Origin of the sequence: Novosphingobium sp. PhB55, assembly GCF_004368805.1 — a bacterium.
In the GTDB taxonomy this organism is placed as follows: Bacteria; Pseudomonadota; Alphaproteobacteria; order Sphingomonadales; family Sphingomonadaceae; genus Novosphingobium.
Genome location: NZ_SODQ01000001.1, coordinates 606,976 through 627,675, shown reverse-complemented (window position 1 = coordinate 627,675; position 20,700 = coordinate 606,976). Strand labels below are relative to the sequence as shown.

The 20,700-nt window shown below is 65.8% G+C and carries 24 protein-coding genes; 9 read left to right on the top strand and 15 right to left on the bottom strand.

Translation table 11 applies throughout. The features are described from left to right. Nucleotides 1-26: 26 nt before the first annotated feature. From EDF57_RS03025 to EDF57_RS03015, 3 genes are read right to left on the bottom strand one after another with little or no spacing between them, the layout of a single operon-like run. Nucleotides 27-833: a VOC family protein gene (locus EDF57_RS03025; protein WP_134093028.1), complete on the bottom strand. Its 807-nt coding sequence runs from the start codon at nucleotides 831-833 to the stop codon at nucleotides 27-29. Next, entirely contained in the window at nucleotides 830-1,216 is a 387-nt protein-coding gene (locus EDF57_RS03020) for a DUF1428 domain-containing protein (RefSeq protein WP_134093027.1), read from the bottom strand. Before EDF57_RS03020 ends, EDF57_RS03025 begins: the two co-directional genes overlap by 4 nt. 10 nt (nucleotides 1,217-1,226) lie before the next feature. Then, on the bottom strand, nucleotides 1,227-1,892 hold the full coding sequence (locus tag EDF57_RS03015) for a glutathione S-transferase family protein (protein WP_132263120.1): 666 nt from the start codon (nucleotides 1,890-1,892) through the stop codon (nucleotides 1,227-1,229). Nucleotides 1,893-2,031: 139 nt separating this feature from the next. Between EDF57_RS03015 and EDF57_RS03010 the strand changes: the two genes are divergently transcribed. After that, on the top strand, nucleotides 2,032-2,799 hold the full coding sequence (locus EDF57_RS03010) for a winged helix-turn-helix transcriptional regulator (RefSeq protein WP_134093026.1): 768 nt from the start codon (nucleotides 2,032-2,034) through the stop codon (nucleotides 2,797-2,799). A gap of 156 nt (nucleotides 2,800-2,955) precedes the next feature. Next, a complete protein-coding gene (gene cobS / locus EDF57_RS03005) occupies nucleotides 2,956-3,948 on the top strand; it encodes a cobaltochelatase subunit CobS (protein WP_132263117.1) in 993 nt (330 codons plus the stop codon). Nucleotides 3,949-4,033: 85 nt separating this feature from the next. On the opposite strand, the gene truA is transcribed toward cobS, so the two are convergent. Next, the gene (gene truA / locus EDF57_RS03000) at nucleotides 4,034-4,780 is read right to left on the bottom strand and encodes a tRNA pseudouridine(38-40) synthase TruA (protein ID WP_134093025.1); all 747 of its coding nucleotides are present in this window, start codon (nucleotides 4,778-4,780) and stop codon (nucleotides 4,034-4,036) included. 96 nt (nucleotides 4,781-4,876) lie between these two features. Between truA and EDF57_RS02995 the strand changes: the two genes are divergently transcribed. Next, entirely contained in the window at nucleotides 4,877-5,443 is a 567-nt protein-coding gene (locus EDF57_RS02995) for a hypothetical protein (RefSeq protein ID WP_243840847.1), read from the top strand. Nucleotides 5,444-5,446: 3 nt separating this feature from the next. Here the strand turns inward: EDF57_RS02995 and fmt are convergent, their stop codons facing one another. Then, nucleotides 5,447-6,358 carry a methionyl-tRNA formyltransferase gene (gene fmt / locus EDF57_RS02990; RefSeq protein WP_134093024.1) on the bottom strand — a complete coding sequence of 304 codons (912 nt, stop codon included), beginning with the start codon at nucleotides 6,356-6,358 and terminating at the stop codon, nucleotides 5,447-5,449. A gap of 60 nt (nucleotides 6,359-6,418) precedes the next feature. Between fmt and recR the strand changes: the two genes are divergently transcribed. From recR to rmuC, 3 genes are all read left to right on the top strand, one after another. Then, entirely contained in the window at nucleotides 6,419-7,015 is a 597-nt protein-coding gene (gene recR / locus EDF57_RS02985) for a recombination mediator RecR (protein WP_132263112.1), read from the top strand. A gap of 62 nt (nucleotides 7,016-7,077) precedes the next feature. Continuing rightward, a complete protein-coding gene (def, locus tag EDF57_RS02980; protein ID WP_134093023.1) occupies nucleotides 7,078-7,647 on the top strand; it encodes a peptide deformylase in 570 nt (189 codons plus the stop codon). A 68-nt stretch (nucleotides 7,648-7,715) separates the two neighbouring features. Next, a complete protein-coding gene (rmuC, locus tag EDF57_RS02975) occupies nucleotides 7,716-9,326 on the top strand; it encodes a DNA recombination protein RmuC (protein ID WP_134093022.1) in 1,611 nt (536 codons plus the stop codon). A 3-nt stretch (nucleotides 9,327-9,329) separates the two neighbouring features. Here rmuC and EDF57_RS02970 read toward each other — a convergent pair whose 3' ends face one another. From EDF57_RS02970 to EDF57_RS02935, 8 genes are all read right to left on the bottom strand, one after another. Then, nucleotides 9,330-9,761 carry an META domain-containing protein gene (locus EDF57_RS02970; RefSeq protein ID WP_134093021.1) on the bottom strand — a complete coding sequence of 144 codons (432 nt, stop codon included), beginning with the start codon at nucleotides 9,759-9,761 and terminating at the stop codon, nucleotides 9,330-9,332. A 50-nt stretch (nucleotides 9,762-9,811) separates the two neighbouring features. Beyond that, on the bottom strand, nucleotides 9,812-10,657 hold the full coding sequence (locus EDF57_RS02965) for an RNA methyltransferase (protein WP_134093020.1): 846 nt from the start codon (nucleotides 10,655-10,657) through the stop codon (nucleotides 9,812-9,814). After that, nucleotides 10,654-10,932 (bottom strand): HPr family phosphocarrier protein, encoded by a 279-nt coding sequence (locus EDF57_RS02960; protein ID WP_132263103.1) that lies wholly within the window; start codon nucleotides 10,930-10,932, stop codon nucleotides 10,654-10,656. The genes EDF57_RS02965 and EDF57_RS02960 overlap by 4 nt, the downstream gene beginning before the upstream one ends. After that, the gene (locus tag EDF57_RS02955) at nucleotides 10,929-11,336 is read right to left on the bottom strand and encodes a PTS sugar transporter subunit IIA (RefSeq protein WP_132263101.1); all 408 of its coding nucleotides are present in this window, start codon (nucleotides 11,334-11,336) and stop codon (nucleotides 10,929-10,931) included. The genes EDF57_RS02960 and EDF57_RS02955 overlap by 4 nt, the downstream gene beginning before the upstream one ends. Before the next feature lie 55 nt (nucleotides 11,337-11,391). Then, complete coding sequence (gene rapZ / locus EDF57_RS02950; protein ID WP_134093019.1) at nucleotides 11,392-12,363, bottom strand: RNase adapter RapZ; 972 nt, start codon at nucleotides 12,361-12,363, stop codon at nucleotides 11,392-11,394. A gap of 56 nt (nucleotides 12,364-12,419) precedes the next feature. Next, complete coding sequence (locus EDF57_RS02945; protein ID WP_134093018.1) at nucleotides 12,420-12,848, bottom strand: HPr kinase/phosphatase C-terminal domain-containing protein; 429 nt, start codon at nucleotides 12,846-12,848, stop codon at nucleotides 12,420-12,422. 2 nt (nucleotides 12,849-12,850) lie between these two features. After that, on the bottom strand, nucleotides 12,851-14,428 hold the full coding sequence (locus EDF57_RS02940) for a stimulus-sensing domain-containing protein (protein WP_134093017.1): 1,578 nt from the start codon (nucleotides 14,426-14,428) through the stop codon (nucleotides 12,851-12,853). A gap of 66 nt (nucleotides 14,429-14,494) precedes the next feature. Then, nucleotides 14,495-15,298: a response regulator transcription factor gene (locus EDF57_RS02935; RefSeq protein WP_134093016.1), complete on the bottom strand. Its 804-nt coding sequence runs from the start codon at nucleotides 15,296-15,298 to the stop codon at nucleotides 14,495-14,497. Nucleotides 15,299-15,556: 258 nt separating this feature from the next. Here EDF57_RS02935 and EDF57_RS02930 point away from each other — a divergent pair, with 258 nt between their 5' ends. Together EDF57_RS02930 and EDF57_RS02925 are read left to right on the top strand one after the other, a co-directional pair. Further along, on the top strand, nucleotides 15,557-17,158 hold the full coding sequence (locus EDF57_RS02930) for a phosphoenolpyruvate carboxykinase (protein ID WP_134093015.1): 1,602 nt from the start codon (nucleotides 15,557-15,559) through the stop codon (nucleotides 17,156-17,158). 156 nt (nucleotides 17,159-17,314) lie between these two features. Beyond that, nucleotides 17,315-17,668 carry a hypothetical protein gene (locus EDF57_RS02925; RefSeq protein ID WP_132263092.1) on the top strand — a complete coding sequence of 118 codons (354 nt, stop codon included), beginning with the start codon at nucleotides 17,315-17,317 and terminating at the stop codon, nucleotides 17,666-17,668. A gap of 60 nt (nucleotides 17,669-17,728) precedes the next feature. On the opposite strand, the gene EDF57_RS02920 is transcribed toward EDF57_RS02925, so the two are convergent. Continuing rightward, complete coding sequence (locus EDF57_RS02920) at nucleotides 17,729-19,561, bottom strand: DUF885 domain-containing protein (RefSeq protein ID WP_243840846.1); 1,833 nt, start codon at nucleotides 19,559-19,561, stop codon at nucleotides 17,729-17,731. A 94-nt stretch (nucleotides 19,562-19,655) separates the two neighbouring features. Between EDF57_RS02920 and EDF57_RS02915 the strand changes: the two genes are divergently transcribed. Then, nucleotides 19,656-19,868, top strand: coding sequence for a hypothetical protein (locus EDF57_RS02915; protein WP_134093013.1), 213 nt, complete (start codon nucleotides 19,656-19,658; stop codon nucleotides 19,866-19,868). A gap of 53 nt (nucleotides 19,869-19,921) precedes the next feature. Here EDF57_RS02915 and EDF57_RS02910 read toward each other — a convergent pair whose 3' ends face one another. Next, nucleotides 19,922-20,578 (bottom strand): alpha/beta hydrolase, encoded by a 657-nt coding sequence (locus tag EDF57_RS02910; protein WP_132263087.1) that lies wholly within the window; start codon nucleotides 20,576-20,578, stop codon nucleotides 19,922-19,924. Nucleotides 20,579-20,700 lie beyond the last annotated feature (122 nt).

Genomic DNA, 20,700 nt, shown 5'->3' with positions numbered 1-20,700 from the left:
GTCGCGCCCCGGTCTTTTTTCGGGGATCAGTCGCCTTTCGGCCCGACCAGTCCAAAGCCGGCGCCCTGAGGATCGAGCGCGACGATGATCCACTCCCCGCCCGGCACTTCGTGCGGTCCCATCAGGACCTTGCCGCCGTTTGCCTCCACCGCCGTTTTCGCCTGTGCGATGGAGGGCACGCCGAAGTAGAACATCCAGACCGACGGCTGGCTTTCTTCCTGCCGCTGCATGATCGCGCCCAGCGTCTGGCCGTGGTGCCCGATGAAGCAATAGTCGCCCATCTCGCCCATCGACATCTTCTCGTCGAAGGTGAAGCCGAAGTGCTTGCCGTAGAAGACCATGGACCCGGCCTGGTCGGGGCTGGCGAGTTCGTTCCAGCGCACTCGCTGGTTCTCCGTGACGGAGAAGACGTCACTGGCGGCATCCGGCTTGTCGGCAGGTGGGACCGGCTTCATCAGATAGATCGGCACGCCCTGCGGATCGGCGACCATGGCGATGCGGCCGACGGGCAGGTCCGTGGCCGGCATCTGCACTTTGCCGCCCTCGGAAGTGATCGCCTCCACCGCGGCATCCACGTTCTCCACGTAGAAATAGGGGAGCCAGATCGGCCTTGCGCCGCCTTGCGCCATGTCCTCGGTGATGGCCATCGCGCCCCCGGCCATGCCGCCGTCGTCGCGAACGATCATGCGGTAGTCGAGGCCTCCTGCCTCGGGATCGGCATGAGTGGCGATCGTCCAGCCGACGACCTCGCGATAGAAGGCGGCGGCGCCCTCGATGTCGCTGGTGAGCAGTTCGTACCAGATGAAGCTTCCGACGGGATTGGCCACGGTCATTCTCCCTGTTCGGTCTGGGGCAGCACGACGACGGACTGGAAGCCGCCGAAGATCATGCGGGCGCCGTCGAACGGCATGGGGTTCTTCTCGGGGTCGAAGCGCGGGTCGGTCTTCATCAGTTCCATGAGCAGGCCCATCTGGCGATCGCGGGTGCCCTTGTCAGGCCATTCGATCCAGCTGAAGCAGACCACTTCGTCCTCCTTCGCCGCGACGGCGCGGAAGAAGTCGGTCTGCTTGCCGTGCTCGACATCGTCTCCCCAGCATTCGACGATGCGCGTGGCGCCGTACTCCATGAAGTAAGTGTCGAATTCCCGGGCGTGGGCGATGAATTTATCCTTGTTGGCGGCAGGGACGGCAATCACGAAACCATCTACGTAAGGCATGGCTATTCTCCTAAGTGGCGGGAGAGGCGTAGCTTTCGAGTTGTTCGGCAAGGGCCCGGCGGAAGGCCGGACGGTTTTCGCCGCGCGCCTTGTAGGCGGCGAGCGCGGGAAACTCTGCGAGGATCGCGGTATGGTCCAGGCTGCGCAGCACGGTGACCAGCAGGATATCGGCAATGGAGAAATCTCCGGCGATCCAGTCCTTGTCGCCGAGCGCGGTCTGCGTGGCGGCGAGGCGCGACTGCGCCAGCTTCACCGCGCTTGGCCGCGCTTCGGCTGCCCAGGGTTTGCCTGCGTGGAAGATATCGAGCGCGCCGATCTGCGCGACGAAGGGCTCCACGCTGTTGAGAGCGGCGAACAGCCAGGTGATCGCCAGCCAGCGTGCGCCGGGTTCGGCGGGCAGCAGGCGTTCGTCCTGCTCGCCCAGGTAGAGCAGGATGGCGCCGCTTTCGAACAGCTTGCGCGTGCCGTCGTCGAAGGCGGGGACCTGGCCGAAGGGTTGCCATTCCCGGTAGGCATCGGGGCGCGGGTGATAGACGTCGAGTTCCTCCACCCGGTAGTCCCGGCCCAACTCTTCGTGCGCCCAGCGCAGGCGAAGATCGCGGACCTGCCCGCGAACCGGCGGCGGAACGTCGGCATAGGCCGTGAAGACGGTGGAAGCGGTCTCGCTTCGAGGCATCGACACTCTCCTGTTCGCATGACCGCGGCCTGTGCGGCACGGCCATGAACGGCGCCTGTTGCGGGCTCCGATCGGTGTCGCCCTGACCAGGCGATTCGTTATTGCAGGAGCCTGGGCAATCAGGTTACAAAAAGCAACTATGAAGTTGAAAAAGGAAACCGGCGCCGGGTCGAAGCGGCCGGGCGGCGCGGTGAACGAACCGGAAGATACCAGCACGCAGGCCGCATTGCACGGACGCTGGTATCGCGACGCCTGCGGCGCGGCTTTCGCCATGGAACTCGTGGGCGAGCGCTGGACCCTGCCGATCGTGCGCGAGATGATGCTCGGGCCGCGGCGCTTCAACGGGTTGCGCGCCTCGCTGCCCGGGATCAGCGCCAAAATATTGACCGAGCGACTGGGCAGTCTGGAGGCTTCGGGCATCGTGCGGCGCGCGGAACTTCCGCCGCCGGCTTCGATCAAGGTCTATGCGCTGACGGAGTGGGGACTGGCGCTGGAGCCGGTCATGCAGGAGCTGGGCCGCTGGGCGGTGCGCTCGCCGGGACACGACCCCTTCCTGCCGCTGACGCCGGTGGCCTTCATGCTTTCCCTGCGCACGATGATCGAGCCGGCGCGGATCGGCGCGCTTGCCTTGCGGGTGGTGTTCGATGTGGCGGGCCAGGCCTTCGTCGGCACTTTGGGGCGGGGGGAACTGGGCATCGCCCCGGCCGGGGAAGAGGTCGGGGCTGCCGACTTGCGCTTCGCTGCGGAAACCGCGACCGATTTTCTCCCGGTGTTCTACGGCAAGCGCTCGGCCGAAGAGGCGGGGGGGCGATTGTCGATAGAGGGCGACCCGGCACTCGCTGCGCGTTTCATCGATCTGTTCGCGCTGCCGCGGAAACTCGGGCGCGCCGACGATCCGGGGGATTGAGGCCCATCGTCCATCACAAGGGTGACCAATGCTCCTGGCGGCGGACGACCCCGACCTTTCACGGAAGCAGCGCCTGTCGGCATCGCGCCCTGGTTTTACCCATAAGCCGCAAAGCCTGTTGCGGTGCAGCGCTCGCTTGTCTACGCGAGTGCAACGATGACTGAGACCGAGACCATGAAAGCCGAGAACCGAGACGCCACCGTGCTGGCTGCTCCCGACATCGAACTCGACGTGCGCGAGACTTTCGGAATCGATATCGACTGGAAGGTGCCCGCCTTCTCCGTCGCCGACGAGCGCGTTCCGGATCTGGACGAGACTTACGTCTTCGACCCGGACACCACGCTCGCGATCCTGGCGGGCTTTGCCTACAATCGCCGCGTCATGGTGCAGGGCTATCACGGCACCGGCAAGTCGACTCACATCGAACAGGTTGCCGCGCGCCTCAAGTGGCCGTGCATCCGCATCAACCTCGACGCGCACATCAGCCGCATCGACCTGATCGGCCGCGACGCCATCGTCCTGCGCGACGGTCTGCAGGTCACCGAGTTCCGCGAAGGCCTGCTGCCCTGGGCGCTTCAGCACCCGGTGGCGTTGGTGTTTGACGAATACGACGCGGGCCGCCCGGACGTGATGTTCGTCATTCAGCGCATCCTCGAAACCGAGGGCAAGCTGACCTTGCTCGACCAGAACCGCGTGATCCGTCCGGACCGCAATTTCCGCCTGTTCGCCACCGCCAACACGGTCGGCCTCGGCGATACTTCGGGGCTCTATCACGGTACCCAGCAGATCAACCAGGGCCAGATGGACCGTTGGAACCTGGTGGTCGGCCTCAACTACCTGCCCGAGCCGGTCGAAACCGACATCGTCACCAAGAAGGTGCCGCAGGTGGATGCCAAGGTCGTCGCCAACATGGTCAAGGTTGCCGACTTCACCCGCCAGGGCTTCATGAACGGCGATATCTCGACGGTGATGAGCCCGCGTACGGTGATCACCTGGGCGCAGAACTCGGCCATCTTCAACGACGTGGGCTTCGCCTTCCGCCTCTCGTTCCTCAACAAGTGCGACGAGACCGAGCGCGTGATGGTGGCCGAATACTACCAGCGCGTCTTCGGCAAGGACTTGCCCGAGAGCGTCGTCGGCAAAGTCTGACCTTCGAATTGCGAAACAGGAAAAAGGGAGGCTGCGGCCTCCCTTTTTTTATGCTCCCCAAGGGGCGCGACGCCCCAAGGCTGAGTCAGCTCCCCGGATAGATGGCCTTGACGAAATAGAGCCCGTCCGGCGGCGAATTCAGGCCCAGCGCCTGCCGGTCGCGCGCTTCCAGCGCCTCGGCAACCCGCGCTTCCGTCCAGCGGCCCATGCCGACCAGGGCCAGGCAGCCGACCATCGAGCGGACCTGGTGATGCAGGAAACTGCGCGCCTCGGCCTCGATCAGCACCATCTCGCCTTCGCGGCGCACATCGAGCCGGTCGAGCGTCTTGAGCGGGCTTTGCGACTGGCAATGGGCCGAGCGGAAGGTCGTGAAGTCATGCAGCCCGACCAGCGTCTGCGCCGCGCGGTGCATGGCGGCCGCGTCGAGCGGCTTGGGCACCTGCCAGGCCTTGCCGCGCTCCAGCGTGAGCGGCGCCCGGCGGTTGGCGATACGATAGACATAGGCGCGGCCGATGCAGGCGAATCGCGCATGCCAGTCGTCCGGCACGATCTCGCAGGCGACCACCGCGATCGGATGAGGCCGCAGCCGCGCATTCATGCCCTCCATGAACTGGAAGGGCGTGAAGGGCTTGGCGATGTCGATATGCGCTCTCATGCCCAGAGCATGGACCCCCGCGTCAGTGCGGCCGGCGGCATGCATGCTCGTGGTCTCGCCGGTAAGGGCGAAAGCCGCTTCCTCGACGCTCTGCTGCACCGAAGGACCGTGCGCCTGGCGCTGAAGGCCCATGTAGGGGGCGCCGTCGAATTCGAGAGTGAGGGCAAAGCGGGTCATCGCGCCGCCGATACAGGACTGTGCGCGGACTGCAAACGCCTTGGCTCTCGGCTGCAGGCGGCGCATCCTCACGGGCGCTTTATGGGAGAAGGCAGGATGAGCGACGAAAGGACTATCGCCGAGCGGCCCCGCTTCGAGACGTTTCGCGGCGGCGCGGCGCTTTCGCTGGACGAATGCGGCTGCATGACCCTGGCAGGCGAGGCGCCGAACATGCTCGCGGCGCTGCCGCTCTTCGCGAGCGCCGGGCCGGAGACCGGGGAGCGGGTGGACGTGCCCTATCGCCGGCCGGGCATGAGCCTGGCGCGGCTCCAGTTGAAGAGCGGCTTCGCCTTGCCGCTGCACAGCCATGACTGCGATTGCCTGTACTATATCGTCGCGGGCAGCGTCGAACTCGGCACCGAAACGCTGTTGGCAGGCGACGGCTTCTTCGTGGGCAGCGAGGTGCCCTATGCCTATATGGCCGGGCCGGAGGGCGCGGAAGTCCTGGAGTTTCGCGCTACCGACAGTTTCGACATCCGGGTGCGCGACAAGTCGCCGGCAGGCTGGGCCCGCGCCGCCGAACGGGTCCGCGACGCGCAAGCCAGATGGGCGAACGAGCCGCCGCCCGCTCCCCGACTCTCTGGCGGCCAGTTGCCCGAGCGCCAGGCGCCCGAGCCGTCGTGACGATCAGCCGAGGCGCGTGCCTGCCGGTATCGGCCGGCCGCGCAGCAAGTCGGCCGTGTCCATAGCAGGCTTCCCGGCGCGCTGGATGCGGGTCACGCGGATGGCGCTGTCGGCACCGCACGCCACGGTGAGCGCTTCGTCGAGCGTCAGGCCAGGCTCGCCCGAACCTTCGGCGACGTCGGCCGCCAGCACTTTGTAGCGCTCACCTTCAAGTTCGAAGAACGCGCCGGGCGCGGGCATGAAGGCGCGAACCTGACGCTCGACCTGCTCGGCGGTCTGCGTGAAGTCGAGCCGGGCCTCGGCCTTGTCGATCTTTTTTGCGTAAGTGACGCCGTCTTCCGGCTGGGAAACGTGGCGATGGACGGCCAGGTCGCGCAGCGTGCCGACCATCAGTTGCGCCCCTTTTTCCGCCAGTTCGCTTGTCAGCTCGCCCGCCGTCTTGCGCTCTATCGTGGTGCGCAGGGTGGACAGCATCGGCCCGGTGTCCAGCCCGGCCTCCATCTGCATGATGGTGATGCCGGTGGTGGGATCGCCGGCGAGGATCGCCCGCTGGATCGGCGCCGCCCCGCGCCAGCGCGGCAGGATCGAGGCGTGGATGTTCAGGCACCCCAGGCGCGGCGCGTCCAGCACCGCCTGCGGCAGTAACAATCCGTAAGCGGCGACCACGGCGATATCCGCCTCCAGCGCGGCGAATCGGTCCTGTTCCTCTGCGCTGCGCAGCGAGACGGGGTGCCGCACTTCGATCCCGCGCATCTCCGCTTCCTTGTGCACGGGCGAGGGCGTCAACTCCTTGCCGCGCCGGCCACCGGGGCGAGGTGGCTGGCTGTAGGCCGCGACGATCTCGTGCCCGGCCTCCACCAGTGCGACCAGCGCGGGCACTGCGAAGTCGGGCGTTCCCATGAAGACGATACGCATGGTGTGGGGAAATCTCCGAAACACTTCCTCTAAGGCTCCGGAGGCCCTATCCCCGGCGCCATGGCATCGCAAGAGATCGAGACGCTTACGGCCGCGCTGTCGCGCCTTCCCGGACTTGGCCCCCGTTCCGCGCGGCGGGCCGTGCTCTGGCTCATCAAGCGGCGCGAGACTTCGCTGGTGCAACTGGTGGAGGCACTCGGCGCCGTGAAGGAAGCGCTGGTAGAGTGCGCGACCTGCGGCAATATCGACACGACCAACCCTTGCGGCATCTGCGCCGATCCGCGCCGCGACGCCGGGTCGCTCTGCGTGGTGGAGGAAGTGGCGGACCTCTGGGCGCTCGACCGGGCGCGGCTCTTCACCGGGCGTTATCACGTCCTCGGCGGTCGTCTTTCCGCGCTTGACGGCGTCCGGCCGGAAGATTTGACGATCGACCGGCTGCTCGTGCGGGTGGAGGCTGGCGGCATCGACGAAGTGGTGCTGGCCATGAATGCGACGCTCGAAGGGCAGACCACGGCGCATTACATTGCCGAGCGTCTTGAAGGGCTTCCGGTGCGCATTACCCAGCTTGCCCACGGCCTGCCGGTGGGCGGTGAACTCGACTATCTGGACGAGGGTACGCTGGCCCAGGCGATCCGGGCACGACGGCCTGTGAGCTAGCCGATCACTGTCATCGAAGCGTCCATCTTGCGAAAAACCGCCATCGCGACTATCTGCGCCCCATGGCTATCCGTGAAATCCTCGAAGTTCCCGATCCGCGTCTCAAGCAGGTTTCGGTCCCCGTCGAAAAGTTCGACGACGAGCTCAAGACGCTCGTCGAGGACATGTTCGAGACCATGTATGACGCACCGGGCATCGGCCTGGCCGCCATCCAGGTGGGCGTTCCCCTGCGCGTTCTGGTGATCGACCTTCAGCCGGACGACGAGGATGCCGAGCCGGAAGTGTGCACCGCTCACGGTGATCATCACCACACGCATCAGCCGACCAGGAACGAGCCCCGGATCTTCGTCAATCCGGAAATCCTCGATCCTTCGGAAGAGCACACCGTCTACCAGGAAGGCTGCCTTTCGGTCCCCGAGATCTATGCCGACGTGGAGCGCCCCTCGCGCATCCGCGCGCGCTGGCAGGACCTGGACGGCACCGTGCACGAAGAAGACATGGAAGGCCTGATGGCCACCTGTCTCCAGCACGAAATGGACCATCTCGAAGGCATCCTCTTCATCGACCACCTCTCGCGCCTCAAGCGCCAGATGGCGCTCAAGAAGCTGGACAAGCTGCGCAAGGCGGCGTGATTTCCGCTTCGGTGGAAAATCCCCGATAAGGGCTGGCGTTCCTGAAACGTTCCGGATAGGCTTCCGGAATGGAAATCGCTGTCGCCGCACTTTTCGCGCTCGTTGTCGGTCTTGGTGCCGGCTGGTTCTTCGGTTCCCGACCTGCCGCCGAATGGCGGCAGCGGCATGAGACGCGCGACCGTGAGGCGCGCGATCTCGACGAGCGCTTCCGGGCAGCGATTCGCGACCTGGCAGGCGCCACGGAGCGCGCCAGCCGGGCCGATGACCTTGCGGCTTCGCTGGAACGCACGCGGGCCGAGCATGGCCTGGCGGTGGACCAGCTGCGCAAGGACCATGGCGAGACGGTGGAGCGCCTGCGCTTCGAGCATGTCCAGATCCTGGACCGCACGCGCGGCGAATTGACCCAGGTTCTCGAACGCACCCGGTCCGAGCATGCCGGTCTGGTCGATGGCTTGCGCCGCGAGCAGCGCGAACTGGCTTCCGAACTCGCGACGCTGCGAGAAAAATCCGCCAATTTCGACGAACAGAAGCGGCTTCTGCTGCAAGCGCAGGAAGCGCTGCGCAAGGAATTCGAGAATGCGGGCGCGAAAGTGCTCGCAGGGGCGCAGGACGCTTTCCTGCGCCGCGCCGGGGCGCGGTTCGAGGAGAGCGAGAAAGCCAATGCCGAGCGCATCGCCACGCTGCTGGCGCCGGTCGGGGAGCGCCTCAAGTCCTACGAACTGCAGGTATCCGCGCTCGAAGCCAAGCGGGTCGATTCGTTCGGCCAGCTCACCGGCCTGATCCAGTCGATGCGCGAAGGGCAGGAAAAGGTGCGCGAGGAAGCGCAGCGGCTCGGCAATTCTCTGCGCAATGCTCCCAAGGCGCGAGGGCGCTGGGGCGAGCAGCAGCTTCGCAATGTGCTGGAGCAATGCGGTCTTGCCGAGCACACGGACTTCGTCACCGAGCATTCGATCGACACCGAGGAAGGGCGACTGCGGCCGGACGCGATCGTCAACATCCCGGGCCAGAAGCGCCTGGTGATCGATGCCAAGGTCTCGCTCAATGCCTATCAGGAGGCCTTCGAGGCGCAGGACGAAACGACTCGTGACGCCGCGCTGCGCCAGCATGTCGCCTCGATGCGCAATCACGTCCAGACCCTGGGCGCCAAGAGCTACCAGAGCCAGTTCGAGGATGCGCCGGATTACGTGGTCATGTTCGTGCCGGGCGAGCATTTCGTAGCCGCTGCACTGGAGCAGGATCCCGAACTCTGGGACTTCGCTTTCCGCAACCGTGTTCTGCTGGCCACGCCGACCAATCTCGTCGCCATCGCCCGCACCGTGGCGCAAGTCTGGCGACAGGACGGCTTGGCGCGCGAAGCGCGCGAGATCGGCCGGATGGGCGGAGAACTCTACGACCGGTTGGCCACGGCCAGCGAGCACATGAAGCGCGTGGGCGCGGGTCTCGAATCGGCGGTGAACAATTACAACAAGTTCGTAGGCAGCTTCGAGCGCAACGTACTCAGTTCGGGCCGGCGCCTGCGCGACAAGCATATCGAGATCGGCAAGCGCGAGATCGACGACGTGCCGCAGATCGAATCTACCCCGCGCTATGGTGCCGAAGCCGTGGCCGAGGAGATCGAGGCCATTGCCGAGACCCGGCCCGCCGTAGAGGATAATCCCCTGTCGGAAGCGGCCGAATAGGCCTCAGCTGCCGTCAGCGGTGCGCGTCGGTCGTTCGATGGGGCCACCTTCGCGAACCAGTTCGGCCGTGTGCCCGCTCGATTGCAGGATCATGTGATTGCCCTCGACGGCGAAGCGGGGCGTTGCGACGAGCAGGGCGTTCACGGCCTTTTCCTGGTCCCAGGCGGGAACGGTGCAGGTCATTTCGGTAAGGGCGAGGGGCCCGGCGATCAGGCGCTCCTCGTCGATGCGCCAAGGGCCGTCCATGCGGTTGCAACCGACCTGAACGCCCACCTTGCGTCCTTCGAAGGTCAGGCGCGCATCCGTGGAATCGGGGCGTTGCCCGTCGATCAGGGCAAAGCGCCAGGTCGTGCGGGCCAGGGGCGAATCGTCGCCCTGTATGGAACAGGCAGCGAGGGGCGACAGGAGGCAGAGAGATAGCAGAGCGGCACGCATGATGCGGCGCACTCTACACGTCCCAGATGATGCCCGGATGAACGCCCTTTTCAGTTACCGTCCTGACGATGGGGTCCATCAAGGTGTGCCAGGGCTTCGTAGGCCAGCACGGCACCCGCCACGGCGGCGTTCAGGCTGTCCGCCCGCCCGCGCATGGGAATGGTGACGCGCAAGTCACAGGCTTCCTCATAAGCTTGCGGCAGGCCCTGCGATTCGTTGCCGACCATCAGGAAGCACGGCGCGGCGTAAGGCGCCTGGCGATAGTCCGTGGGATCCCGCAGCGAGGCCGCGACGAGCTGGCCTTCGCCGGCCCGCAACCAGTCCTGGAATTCGTCCCACCGCGCGATCGCGATCTTTTGCGTGAAGATCGCTCCCATGCTGGCGCGCACCGCTTCGACCGAAAACGGATCGGCGCAGTCGTCGAGCAGGATCAGCCCGCCGGCACCGACGGCATCGCCCGTTCGCAGCATCGTTCCGAGGTTGCCCGGGTCGCGCAGGGCCTGCGCCACGAGCCAGATCGGGGCCGAAGCGCGGTCTAGATTGGCAATGCGCGTGTCGAACTCGGCGAAAACGCCCGCGACGGCCTGCGGATTGTCCTTGCCGGTGACCTTGGCAAGAATTTCCTCGTCCATTTCGACGATATCGCCGCCAGCCTCCGCGACAGCCTGTTCGAGCGCATCGAGAAGAGGGTGTGGATCGCGGCCAATGGCCATGACGAGCATCTCCGGCACGATGCCGCATTCGCGGGCATCGGTCAGGAGGCGCAGGCCCTCGGCCAGGAAGCGCTGTTCCCGCTTGCGGTGCTTCTTCTCGCGCAGAGAGCGCAGGAATTTGACCAGCGGGTTGGAGAATCCGGTAATGGTGCGGCGGTAGACCGCGCGGTCGGAAGGCGTCATTCTTCGCCGAAACCGTCACGCACGAGCGTGGCGAGGACCGCAAGCGCATCCTGCGCGCCTTCGCCCTGGCAGGCGATCTCGATGCTGTCGCCCTTGGCGGCACCGAGCATCATCAGCCCGAGAATGGAATTGCCGGCCGCTTCGGTCCCGTCCTTGCCGACGGTGACCAGCACGGATTCCGGCAGTTCGGCGACGTGGTTGACGAACTTGGCACTGGCGCGGGCATGAAGGCCGCGCTTGTTGACGATCAGCACCGTCTCACGCGCAGCGCTCATGCGGCGTCCTGCCCGAGGTATTCGCTGGCGATCGTGATGTAGTTGCGCCCGGCATCGCGCGCGGCTGCGGCAGCATCGCGCACGGACATGCAGGCACGCGCCTTGGCGAGGCGAATCAGCATGGGCAGGTTGATTCCGGCGATCACTTCGACTTTGCCGGCCTGCATCAGCGAGATGGCGAGATTCGAAGGCGTGCCGCCGAACAGGTCGGTGAGGATGATGACGCCTTCGCCGCTGTCGACGGCTGTGATCGCTTCGGCAATCTCGCTGCGACGGCGCTCCATGTCGTCGTTGGGACCGATGCAGACGGTGGCGACCGCGGACTGGTCACCGACGACGTGCTCCATCGCGTGTACGAATTCCTCGGCAAGATTGCCGTGAGTGACCAGGATCATGCCGATCATGCTGGGGTTAGGCTCCGAATTTCCTGCGAATGCGACCGGGTTATATAATCTTCTTTCACGCCACCGGACCCCTTCGAGAATTTCCCCCCTCGAGCAGATCAGCAGCCCGCGAGCCCAGGTTGCGATGCAACAATGTGGGCGAAAAACCCGCTTCGCGCAAGGCCGCTGCCATCTGCTCGGCGGTAAAAACGGAGCGGTGTCGCCCTCCGGTACACCCGAAGGCAATGTGGAGATAGGCCTTGCCCTGGGCGCGATACCGCGGAAGCAGGAGCAGCAGAAGGTCGCGAATCCGCGCAAATGCTTCGTCGAAAGCAGGGTCTTTGCGGATATAGTCGCCCACCGGGGCGTCCTGTCCGGTCATCGGGCGTAACTCCGAATCCCAGTGCGGGTTCTCCACGAAGCGCATGTCGAAGACGAAGTCGGCCAGCGGAGGCATTCCGCGCGAAAAGCCGAAGCTGGACACGGTGATCGTCAGGTCTTCCGGCTCGTCAGTGGCGAACCGCTCGCGAATCGCGCGTTGCAGATCGTTAGACGTGAACTCTGTGGTTTCTATCAGGATGTCGGCCCAGCGGCGCAGCGGCGCGAGCAGTTCGCGCTCGGCCCGAATGCCGCTGTCCACCGGTGCGTCGGCCGCCAGGACATGGCGCCTGCGGGTCTCGTTGAAGCGGCGCTCCAGCTCCTTGCTCGAACAGTCGAGGAACAGCGTGGTGACTTCCAGGTCCGCGCGTTCGCCCAGCGCCTTGACCTGTGCGATGACCCGCTCCGGATTGAAACCGCGGGTACGGCAATCGAAGCCAATCGCGAGCGGCGATGGGTCGTCCGAGGGTTTGCCCTCGATCATGCGCTCCAGCAGACGGACCGGGAAATTGTCGATGATTTCCCAGCCGAGATCCTCCAGCACCCGCAGGACCGTGGTCTTGCCGGCACCGAGCATGCCGGTCACCAGCAACACTTTCTGTCGGCGGGCGGGCTGAGTCGGGTCGAGAGGGGCCGGGGAAGCCGCTCCGGGGGGGAGATCGTCCTGCATCCGGGGCTGTTTGCGCCCCGGCGCGGGGAAAGAAAAGGGGCGATCTTACAGGTTTGTCACCCGGTGAGACCATAATGCAACAACGCCAGCTCGACCTTCAGCGCCAGGGGCCCGGCATCGGGCCAAAGGCGCAGCGCAGGTATGGCGATGCCGCCGAGGTCGATGGTCTCCGCTGCTTCGATGAAACGCGGCGCGGCGGGGTCGAGCGTGACCAGCAGGGCCACCGGCGCCTCGTCGGCGCAGGGGAAGGGCAGAATGCCGAGATTGCGCACTTCCACCAGGCCCCGCGTGTGGGGGTGCGGCCGCGCCCAGAGGCGGCCGCTTGCCGCTTGCAGCAGAATGCCGTCGTCACCCACCAGACGGGCGCCGCGGTCGATGAGCGCGAGGGCCAGGCCAGACTTGCCCGTGCCGGATGGCCCTTCGATCAGCACTGCGCGGTCCGCGAGGGCGACACAGGTGGACTGCCGGGCGAAAGGCGCGGTCATCGTCATTCCCCCTGCCACGCGGGCAGCGAAAGGAGCAGCCGTGCGCCATGGGTGCCGTCCGTGCGGTCCGTGGCGCGCAGCTTGCCGTAGTGCGCCTCCACGATGGTGCGGGCGATGGCCAGGCCCAGGCCCGAATGCTTGCCGAACTCCTCGCTGTTCGGCCGCAGCGAATGGAAGCGTTCGAAGATGCGCTCGCGTGCGGCTTCCGGGATGCCGGGGCCGTGGTCGGACACGGAGAGAGTGACCCGGCCCTCGCTGCGGCCCACCGCGACTTCGATCGGCGTGCCGCCCGGCGAAAAGGATATGGCGTTGTCGAGCAGGTTCTGGAGCACGCGTTCGAGCCGCGACGCGTCGCCGGGAACCAGGAGGTCGCCGTCGGCCTCGCGAATGATGCGGACCGGGCAGGCGCCGTTGACGCCGCGCTGCTCACGCTCCGCGACGAGCGCGCGGACGAGGCGGAGCATGTCGACCGGCTCGAACGTCGTGCGGCTGAGTTCCGCGTCGATGCGGCTGGCATCGGCGATTTCGGTGACGAGGAAATCGATCCGTCGCACGTCGTCCTTGGCGATGCCGATCAACTGGCGCCGCAAGGAAGGCTCATCGACGCGGTCGAGATTTTCAAGCGCGCTGCGCAGGCTGGTGAGGGGGTTTTTCAGTTCGTGGGCAACATCGGCTGCGAAGCTCTCCACCGCGTCGATGCGCTGGCGCAGGGCGCCGCTCATGTCCGAGATCGCGCGGGCCAGCAGGCCGATCTCGTCGCGGCGGTCGGGCAGGCGCGGCACGATCACGCTGCGGTCGCGGCCGAGCCGCACGCGCACGGCGGAGCGGACCAGCTTGCGGAGCGGCTCGACGATGGTGCGCGCGAGGAACAGCGAGAGCAGGATCGAAACGGTGAGCGCGGCGCCGACGATGATGGCGAGCGTCTGGCGGGCCATGCGCACGTTTTCGGTAATGTCGCGCGCGTTGCGGGTGACGAGCAGCGCCTCTCCGCGGTGCCCGACCGGCGTTGCGGCGATGATCACCGGTGTACGGTCAGGCGCGGCCTTGTGGCTGACTTCGGTGCGTCCGCTGGCAAGAGCAGCAGCCACTTCCGGCCAGGCGGAGGCGCCGGCGCCGGGCGCATCGTGGTAATCGGCGACCGGCGGTGAGCCGAGGACCCAGTCCATGCCCTTGTCCAGCGCGCGGGCGGCATCCTGGAACCAGGGCTCCGTGGCGGGATCGATGAGGGTGTAGGAGGGCCTGGCCAGCGTGAAGCTGTCTGCCGCGAGCGTGCCGTTGCGGTCGAACAGACGCAGGCGCAAGGCCTGGCCGGAGCCGATGCGGGCGATCAGATCGCGGCGGCGCTCGGCCTGTTCGCCGTTCAGCGTGATGGCGACGACTTCGGCTTCCGCGCGGGCCAGGCGGAAGCGTTCGTCCAGCAATTCGCGGCGGTAGCTGTCGATGTAGAACAGGCTGCCCGCCAGCAGGGCCAGGGCGATCACGTTCACGGCGAGGATGCGCGCCGTCAGAGAGACGCGCCAGGACAGGCCGAGCCTGACCGGCAGAGGGGCCTTGCGCCGCTTGCGGGTGGGGCTGGACATCACGGCCGGGCGGAGGGGTGCGGAGGCGCGGGCGGGTTGGCGAGGGGCCGGAGGCGGCGGTGCGGTTCAGCCATCGGTGAACGAATAGCCGGCGCCGTAGAGCGTATCGATGGCCGAGAATTCGGGGTCGACCCCGCGGAACTTGCGGCGCAGGCGCTTGATATGGCTGTCGATCGTGCGGTCGTCGACGTAGACGTCCTCGCTATAGGCGGCGTCCATCAGCTGGTTGCGGCTTTTCACGACGCCCGGCCGCAAGGCGAGCGCTTCCAGGATGAGGAACTCGGTGACGGTCAGCGAGACCGGTTCGCCATTCCAGGTCACTTGATGGCGCGCGGGGTCGAGGCTGAGGCGGCCGCGTGTCACCGGGTCGGGCAGGTTTTCCTGCACGGTCTCCTCGCTGGAGGTCTTCGCCAGTTCGCTGCGGCGAAGGATCGCGCGAATGCGGGCGATCAGCAGGCGCTGGCTGAACGGCTTGGTGATGTAGTCGTCCGCGCCCATCGCCAGGCCGAGCGCCTCGTCCGGTTCCTCGTCCTTGGAGGTCAGGAAGATCACTGGCAGGCTGGATTGTTCGCGCAGGGCCTGGAGCAAGTGCAGCCCGTCCATGCGCGGCATCTTGATGTCGAAGATGGCCAGGTCCGGCGGATTCTCCAGCAGGGCCTTCAGCGCCGTTTCGCCATCGGTATAGAGGCGCGTGGCGAAGCCTTCGGCCTGGAGGCCGATCGACACGGTGGTCAGGATGTTGCGGTCGTCGTCCACCAGCGCGATAGATTGCTGGCGGACGGGCGCCGGCAGGGTCTCTTCGGGGGAAGGGCCGCCCGTGGCGGGGGAGCCGGCCGGGCCTGGCGTGGAAGATGCCGTGGATTCAACCATGGATTGCGCTGCGTTCCTTCCGTGCAATCGAACGCCGTGACTAGCGGCTGCCGGCCTGGCCGTCCACGCCTTTGCGATTCGTCCCGAATTTGCCCCGGAATGGTCGAGGTGCATTCGTCCTACCTCCCCCGCTCCATTTATTTTTGCAAAAATTTGACGGAAAAGGGGCTGGGCGAATAATCGCCAGCCGATTCTTGCGCAAAAATGTCGGGGCGTGCCCGGTTCCCGCCGGTCCCGCCTTAAATGGAGGAGATGACATTGGCCGCTTCCCTTAACTATCCGCTCGCCAGTCAAGGCATAGAAACAGGCGCGAAAGTGCTCGCGAACCTCGGCACTGCGCCGTTGATCGAGCAAGCCGTCAAGAATGGCGAGGGCATGCTCGCTGCGGACGGTCCGTTCGTCGTGGCGACAGGCAAGCACACCGGGCGCTCGGCCAAGGACAAGTTCATCGTCAAGGACGCCGAGACCGAAAATACGGTCTGGTGGGGCAAGACCAACGTGCCGATGACGCCGGAACATTTCGCCGCGCTCAAGGCCGATTTTCTGGCCGCCGTGTCCGAGAAGGATCAGCTCTACGTGGCCGACCTGTTCGGCGGCTCGCAGCCGGAACACCGCGTGAAAGTGCGGGTGATCAATGAGTTCGCCTGGCACAACCTGTTCATCCGCACGCTGCTGGTGCGCCCGACCGAGACGGAGCTGGAAAGCTTCGTGCCCGAATACACCATTATCGATCTGCCGAGCTTCCGCGCCGATCCCGAGCGCCATGGTTCGCGCAGCGAGACGGTGATCGCGGTCAATTTCAGCGAGAAGCTGATCCTCATCGGTGGCACGTCCTATGCAGGCGAGATGAAGAAGTCGGTCTTCGGCATTCTCAACTACCTGCTGCCTACCAAGGGCGTGATGCCGATGCACTGCTCGGCGAATATCGGTCCCGAGGGCGATACTGCCGTGTTCTTCGGTCTTTCCGGCACCGGCAAGACCACGCTGTCGGCCGATGCCTCGCGCACTCTGATCGGTGACGACGAGCATGGCTGGTCCGATACCGCCGTGTTCAACTTCGAAGGTGGCTGCTACGCCAAGATGATCCGTCTCTCGGCCGAAGCCGAGCCGGAAATCTTCGCCACCACCAAGCGCTTCGGCACGGTGCTGGAAAACGTGGTGATCGATCCGGAGACGCGCCAGATCGACCTCGACGACAACAGCTTGGCCGAAAACAGCCGCGGATCCTACCCGATCGACTTCATTCCGAACTGCTCGGAGAAGAACCTCGGCCCGGTTCCGAAGAACATCATCTTCCTGACCGCCGATGCCTACGGCGTGCTGCCACCGATCGCGCGGCTCACCCCGGACCAGGCGATGTATCACTTCCTCTCGGGATATACCGCGCGCGTTGCCGGCACCGAGATCGGCGTGACCGAACCGGAAGCGACGTTCTCCACCTGCTTCGGCGCACCGTTCATGCCGCGCCATCCCTCGGTCTACGGCAATCTCCTCAAGGAGCGCATCGCCAAGGGCGGCGTGAAGTGCTGGCTGGTGAACACCGGCTGGTCGGGCGGCATGGCGACGATGGAAGGCATCAAGCGCATGCCGATCAAGGCCACCCGCGCCCTGCTCAATGCCGCGCTCGACGGCAGCCTCAACAATGCCGAGTTCAAGGAAGATCCGAACTTCGGCTTCGAGGTTCCGGTGGCGGTTCCGGGAGTCGACAGCAAGCTGCTAGACCCGCGCGGCGCCTGGGCCGACGGCGATGCCTACGACAAGACGGCGCAGACGCTGGTGCGCCAGTTCATCGAAAACTTCGCCCAGTTCGAAGAGCATGTCGACGAAGGCGTGCGCAAGGCGGCGCCGGTCGCGGCCTGATCTTGGACAATCCTGCTTCGAAAGCGCTTGGTTCTACCTGAATCAGGCATTCCGGCTTGAAATAAACAGGGGGCCTCGGAACTTCGGTTTCGAGGCCCTTGTTTTGTCATCAAGACAGTGCATCCTCCTCTTCCCCCTCTCTCCAGGAGAAAGACCATGGGACTTTTCGACGGCATCCTTGGACAAGTCAGCGACCACCCCGACATCGCGAACCTCGCCTCCAAGCTCGGCATCGAGCCGGCGCAGGCTGAAAAGGCGATTGCCGCGCTCGGACTGGCGCATCAGGAAGAGGGCGACACGGCGCAGCTGGCCGCGCAGAAGACCGGTCTCGGCGTCGGCACGATCCAGCAGGTGATCGCGGCCATCGGCGGCGAAGGCTCGCTGGGTCAGTTCGCCAGCCTGGTCGGCAGCGACCCTTCGAAGTTCACCGCGTTCCTCGACAAGGACGGGGACGGCAGCGTGATCGACGACCTGACCGACATGGCCAAGGGCTTCTTCGGCAAGAAGTAAGCGAACGGCCCAACTCGTGAATTATCGTCGTCCCGGATCCGATCCGGGACGACGTTACCATCAACCGGCCTTGCCGGTGGCGATATAGCTGTCGATATTCTTCGCCAGCACGTCCAGCGGCACATTGCCGCCGTCGACCACGGCCTGGTCGAAATCGCGCAAGTCGTAGCGGGTGCCGAGCGCCGCCTGGGCACGGCTGCGCTGCCGATTGATCTCGGAATGGCCCATCTTGTAGCCGCAGGCCTGGCCGGGCCAGGAGCAGTAGCGGTCCACTTCGTTGGCCACTTCCTCGCGCTTGTTGCCGTTCTTCTCCATGAAGAAGCGCACGGCCTCTTCCCGGCTCCAGCCCTTGGAATGGAGGCCGGTGTCGACGACCATGCGGCAGGCACGAAACGCGATCGACTGGAGATAGCCCAGCTGGCCGACCGGATCGTCGGCATAGGCGCCAAGCTCGTCGGCCAATTGCTCGCCGTAGAGCGCCCAGCCTTCCGAATAGGCGTTGAAGGCCAGGATCGAGCGGATCAGCGGCAGGCGGTTGGCATATTCGCCCTGCCAGACGTGGCCCGGGATCGCTTCATGGTGGACCAGAGTGGGCAGGTCGTACTTGCGGTGCAGGTCCGTGGTGCGCAAGTTGATCCACATCTTGCCCGGAACCGAGCCGTCGATCGAGCCGGCGCCGCCGTAAGCGGTCGGCGCGCCGGGTTCCTCGGCCAGCGGCAGGCGGCGCACTTCGACATTGCCCTTCACCGGATCGCGGAAGGCGCGCGGCATCTGGGCGCGGATCCAGTCGATACGGTGGCGGATGAAGGCCATGATCTCGGTACGGCCGGGATCGCCCTCGGGGAACATGAAGCGCTTGTCGGTGCCGAGCGCGGTCATCCGCTCGCCCACGGTGCCGGTGGTATAGCCCAGCTTCTGAAGGATCGGGTCCATGCGGGCATGGAGCGCGGCCAGTTCCTCAAGCCCGCGCTGGTGGATCTCCGCGGCGGGCACCGTGGTGGTCGTGCTGGCGCGCAGGGCCCAGGCGTAGAATTCCGCGCCATGAGGACGCTCGCGCATGCCCGGGTCGCCCTTGGCTACACCGCGCTGGCGCTTCAGTTCGGCGAGCTGGCGTTCCAGCGCGGGCACGACTTCGGCGGAAACGATGGCCTTCGCACGGCCCTCCCAGTTGCCGGGGATCGTCTTGGTGCGGTCGACCAGCGAACTGACGAGGCCGCCGCCGTTGTTGCGGGCATCCTCGAGAGTGCTGGTCATCTGCGCGATGGCGCGGTCCAGCAGGAAGTCCGGCGGGACGAGGCCCTGGTCGGTGGCCTTGCGCATGCGCTCCAGCTCTCCGTCGAGCTGGTTGTCGAACTGCGACAGGCGCGAGATGTAGGCCTCCGCATCGGCTGCGGACTTCACGGGATGGTCGGCATCGAGGAATTTGGGCGTGTCGAGATAGGCGCCCACGTTCTGGATCACGACATAGGGCGTGTTGCGCCAGCCGCCCACGGCGACATCGCCATAGGGCTGCGCAAAACCGTCGAGCGAGGTCTTGTAAGCGCTGCGCACCACGGCAAGGCTGGTCTGCGTCGCATGGCCCAGGCCGGACACCGGGAATGCCTCCACGCGGGCTAGGTCTTCGCGCAAGGTCTTGGCGAGCGCGGCCTTGCCCGCGAAGGAGCGGTCCTCGGCCTTGGAGCGCAAGGCGGCATGGGCGCCCACGTCGATGCCCAGGCCGGTCGCGCCTTCCGGATTGTGCTCCAGCAGTCTCCAGGCGATCGAATCGAGCAGGGCGGCTGCGTCCTGTGGCCTGGCCGCCGCGGCGCGGGCGACGCCGGGCAGGGCGATGCCGGCAGTTCCGGCGGCGAGGAGTTGGAGCGTGGTGCGCCGCGAGAGTGCTGCGGCCGTCATGTCAGGGTTCTTCATGGCCGCGAAATCTGGCGGCGACGTTCCCGCCTGTCAAACCCGCTCGCGCCGGCCAGGCGAGTGCGTTAGGGGATAAGCCATGGACTTCGCCCTATCTCTCATGATCCTGACCATCGTTCTGCTCGTGTTGGGAGCCGTCGCGCTCTTTCGGCGCGGGGGCAACCGCAAGCAGGCCGCTTTGATGCTGGTGCTGGCGGGCGTGTTGACCGTGAACGTCGCGATCTGGACTTTGCCGAATTCGCAGGGCGACACGCTGGCCAAGGCCGGGGATACGAAAAAGGCGTCGGAGTGACTCCAACGCCTTTTTCGCTCTGAAGGGCCTGGTTCTTCGGCCCTAGGAACCCGTCACTTGATCGGGCAATCCGGTGCCAGACGCATGTCGAGGTAATTGTCGACCGACCGCATCAGGTCGTCCATCTCGTTCTCGAAGAAATGGTTCGCGCGCGGGATCTCGTCGTGGTGGATCGTGATGTGCTTCTGGGTGCGAAGCTTGTCGACCAGCTTCTGTACGGCGTTCGGCGTCACCACCGTATCCGCCGCGCCCTGAATCAGGATGCCCGATGCGGGGCAGGGGGCGAGGAACGAGAAGTCGTACATGTTGGCCGGCGGGGCAACCGAGATGAAGCCGCGGATTTCCGGGCGGCGCATCAAGAGCTGCATGCCGATCAGCGCGCCGAACGAGTAGCCGGCGATCCAGGTGGTCGAGGCTTCGGGGTGGATCGACTGCACCCAGTCAAGCGCGGCGGCGGCGTCGGAAAGCTCGCCCACGCCGTTGTCGAAGCTGCCCTGGCTGCGGCCGACGCCGCGGAAGTTGAAGCGCAGCGTCGCGAAGCCGCGATTCACGAAAGTCTTGTACAAGTGCTGCGTGATGCGGTCGTTCATCGTGCCGCCGGCCTGGGGGTGCGGGTGAAGGATCATCGCCACGGGCGCGCGCGGACGCGGCGCCGGCTGGAAGCGGCCTTCGAGGCGGCCTTCGGGTCCGGGGAAGATGACTGCGGGCATAAGTTTCGCGAACCTGACCTGTTGAAACTCCCGCGAAAACGGCGGCGAATTTCTCGCCAGCCATCGCGGGAGTGGAAAAAGGGAAGATCGCTATATAGAAACCTTCGCTCCAAAAACAACTT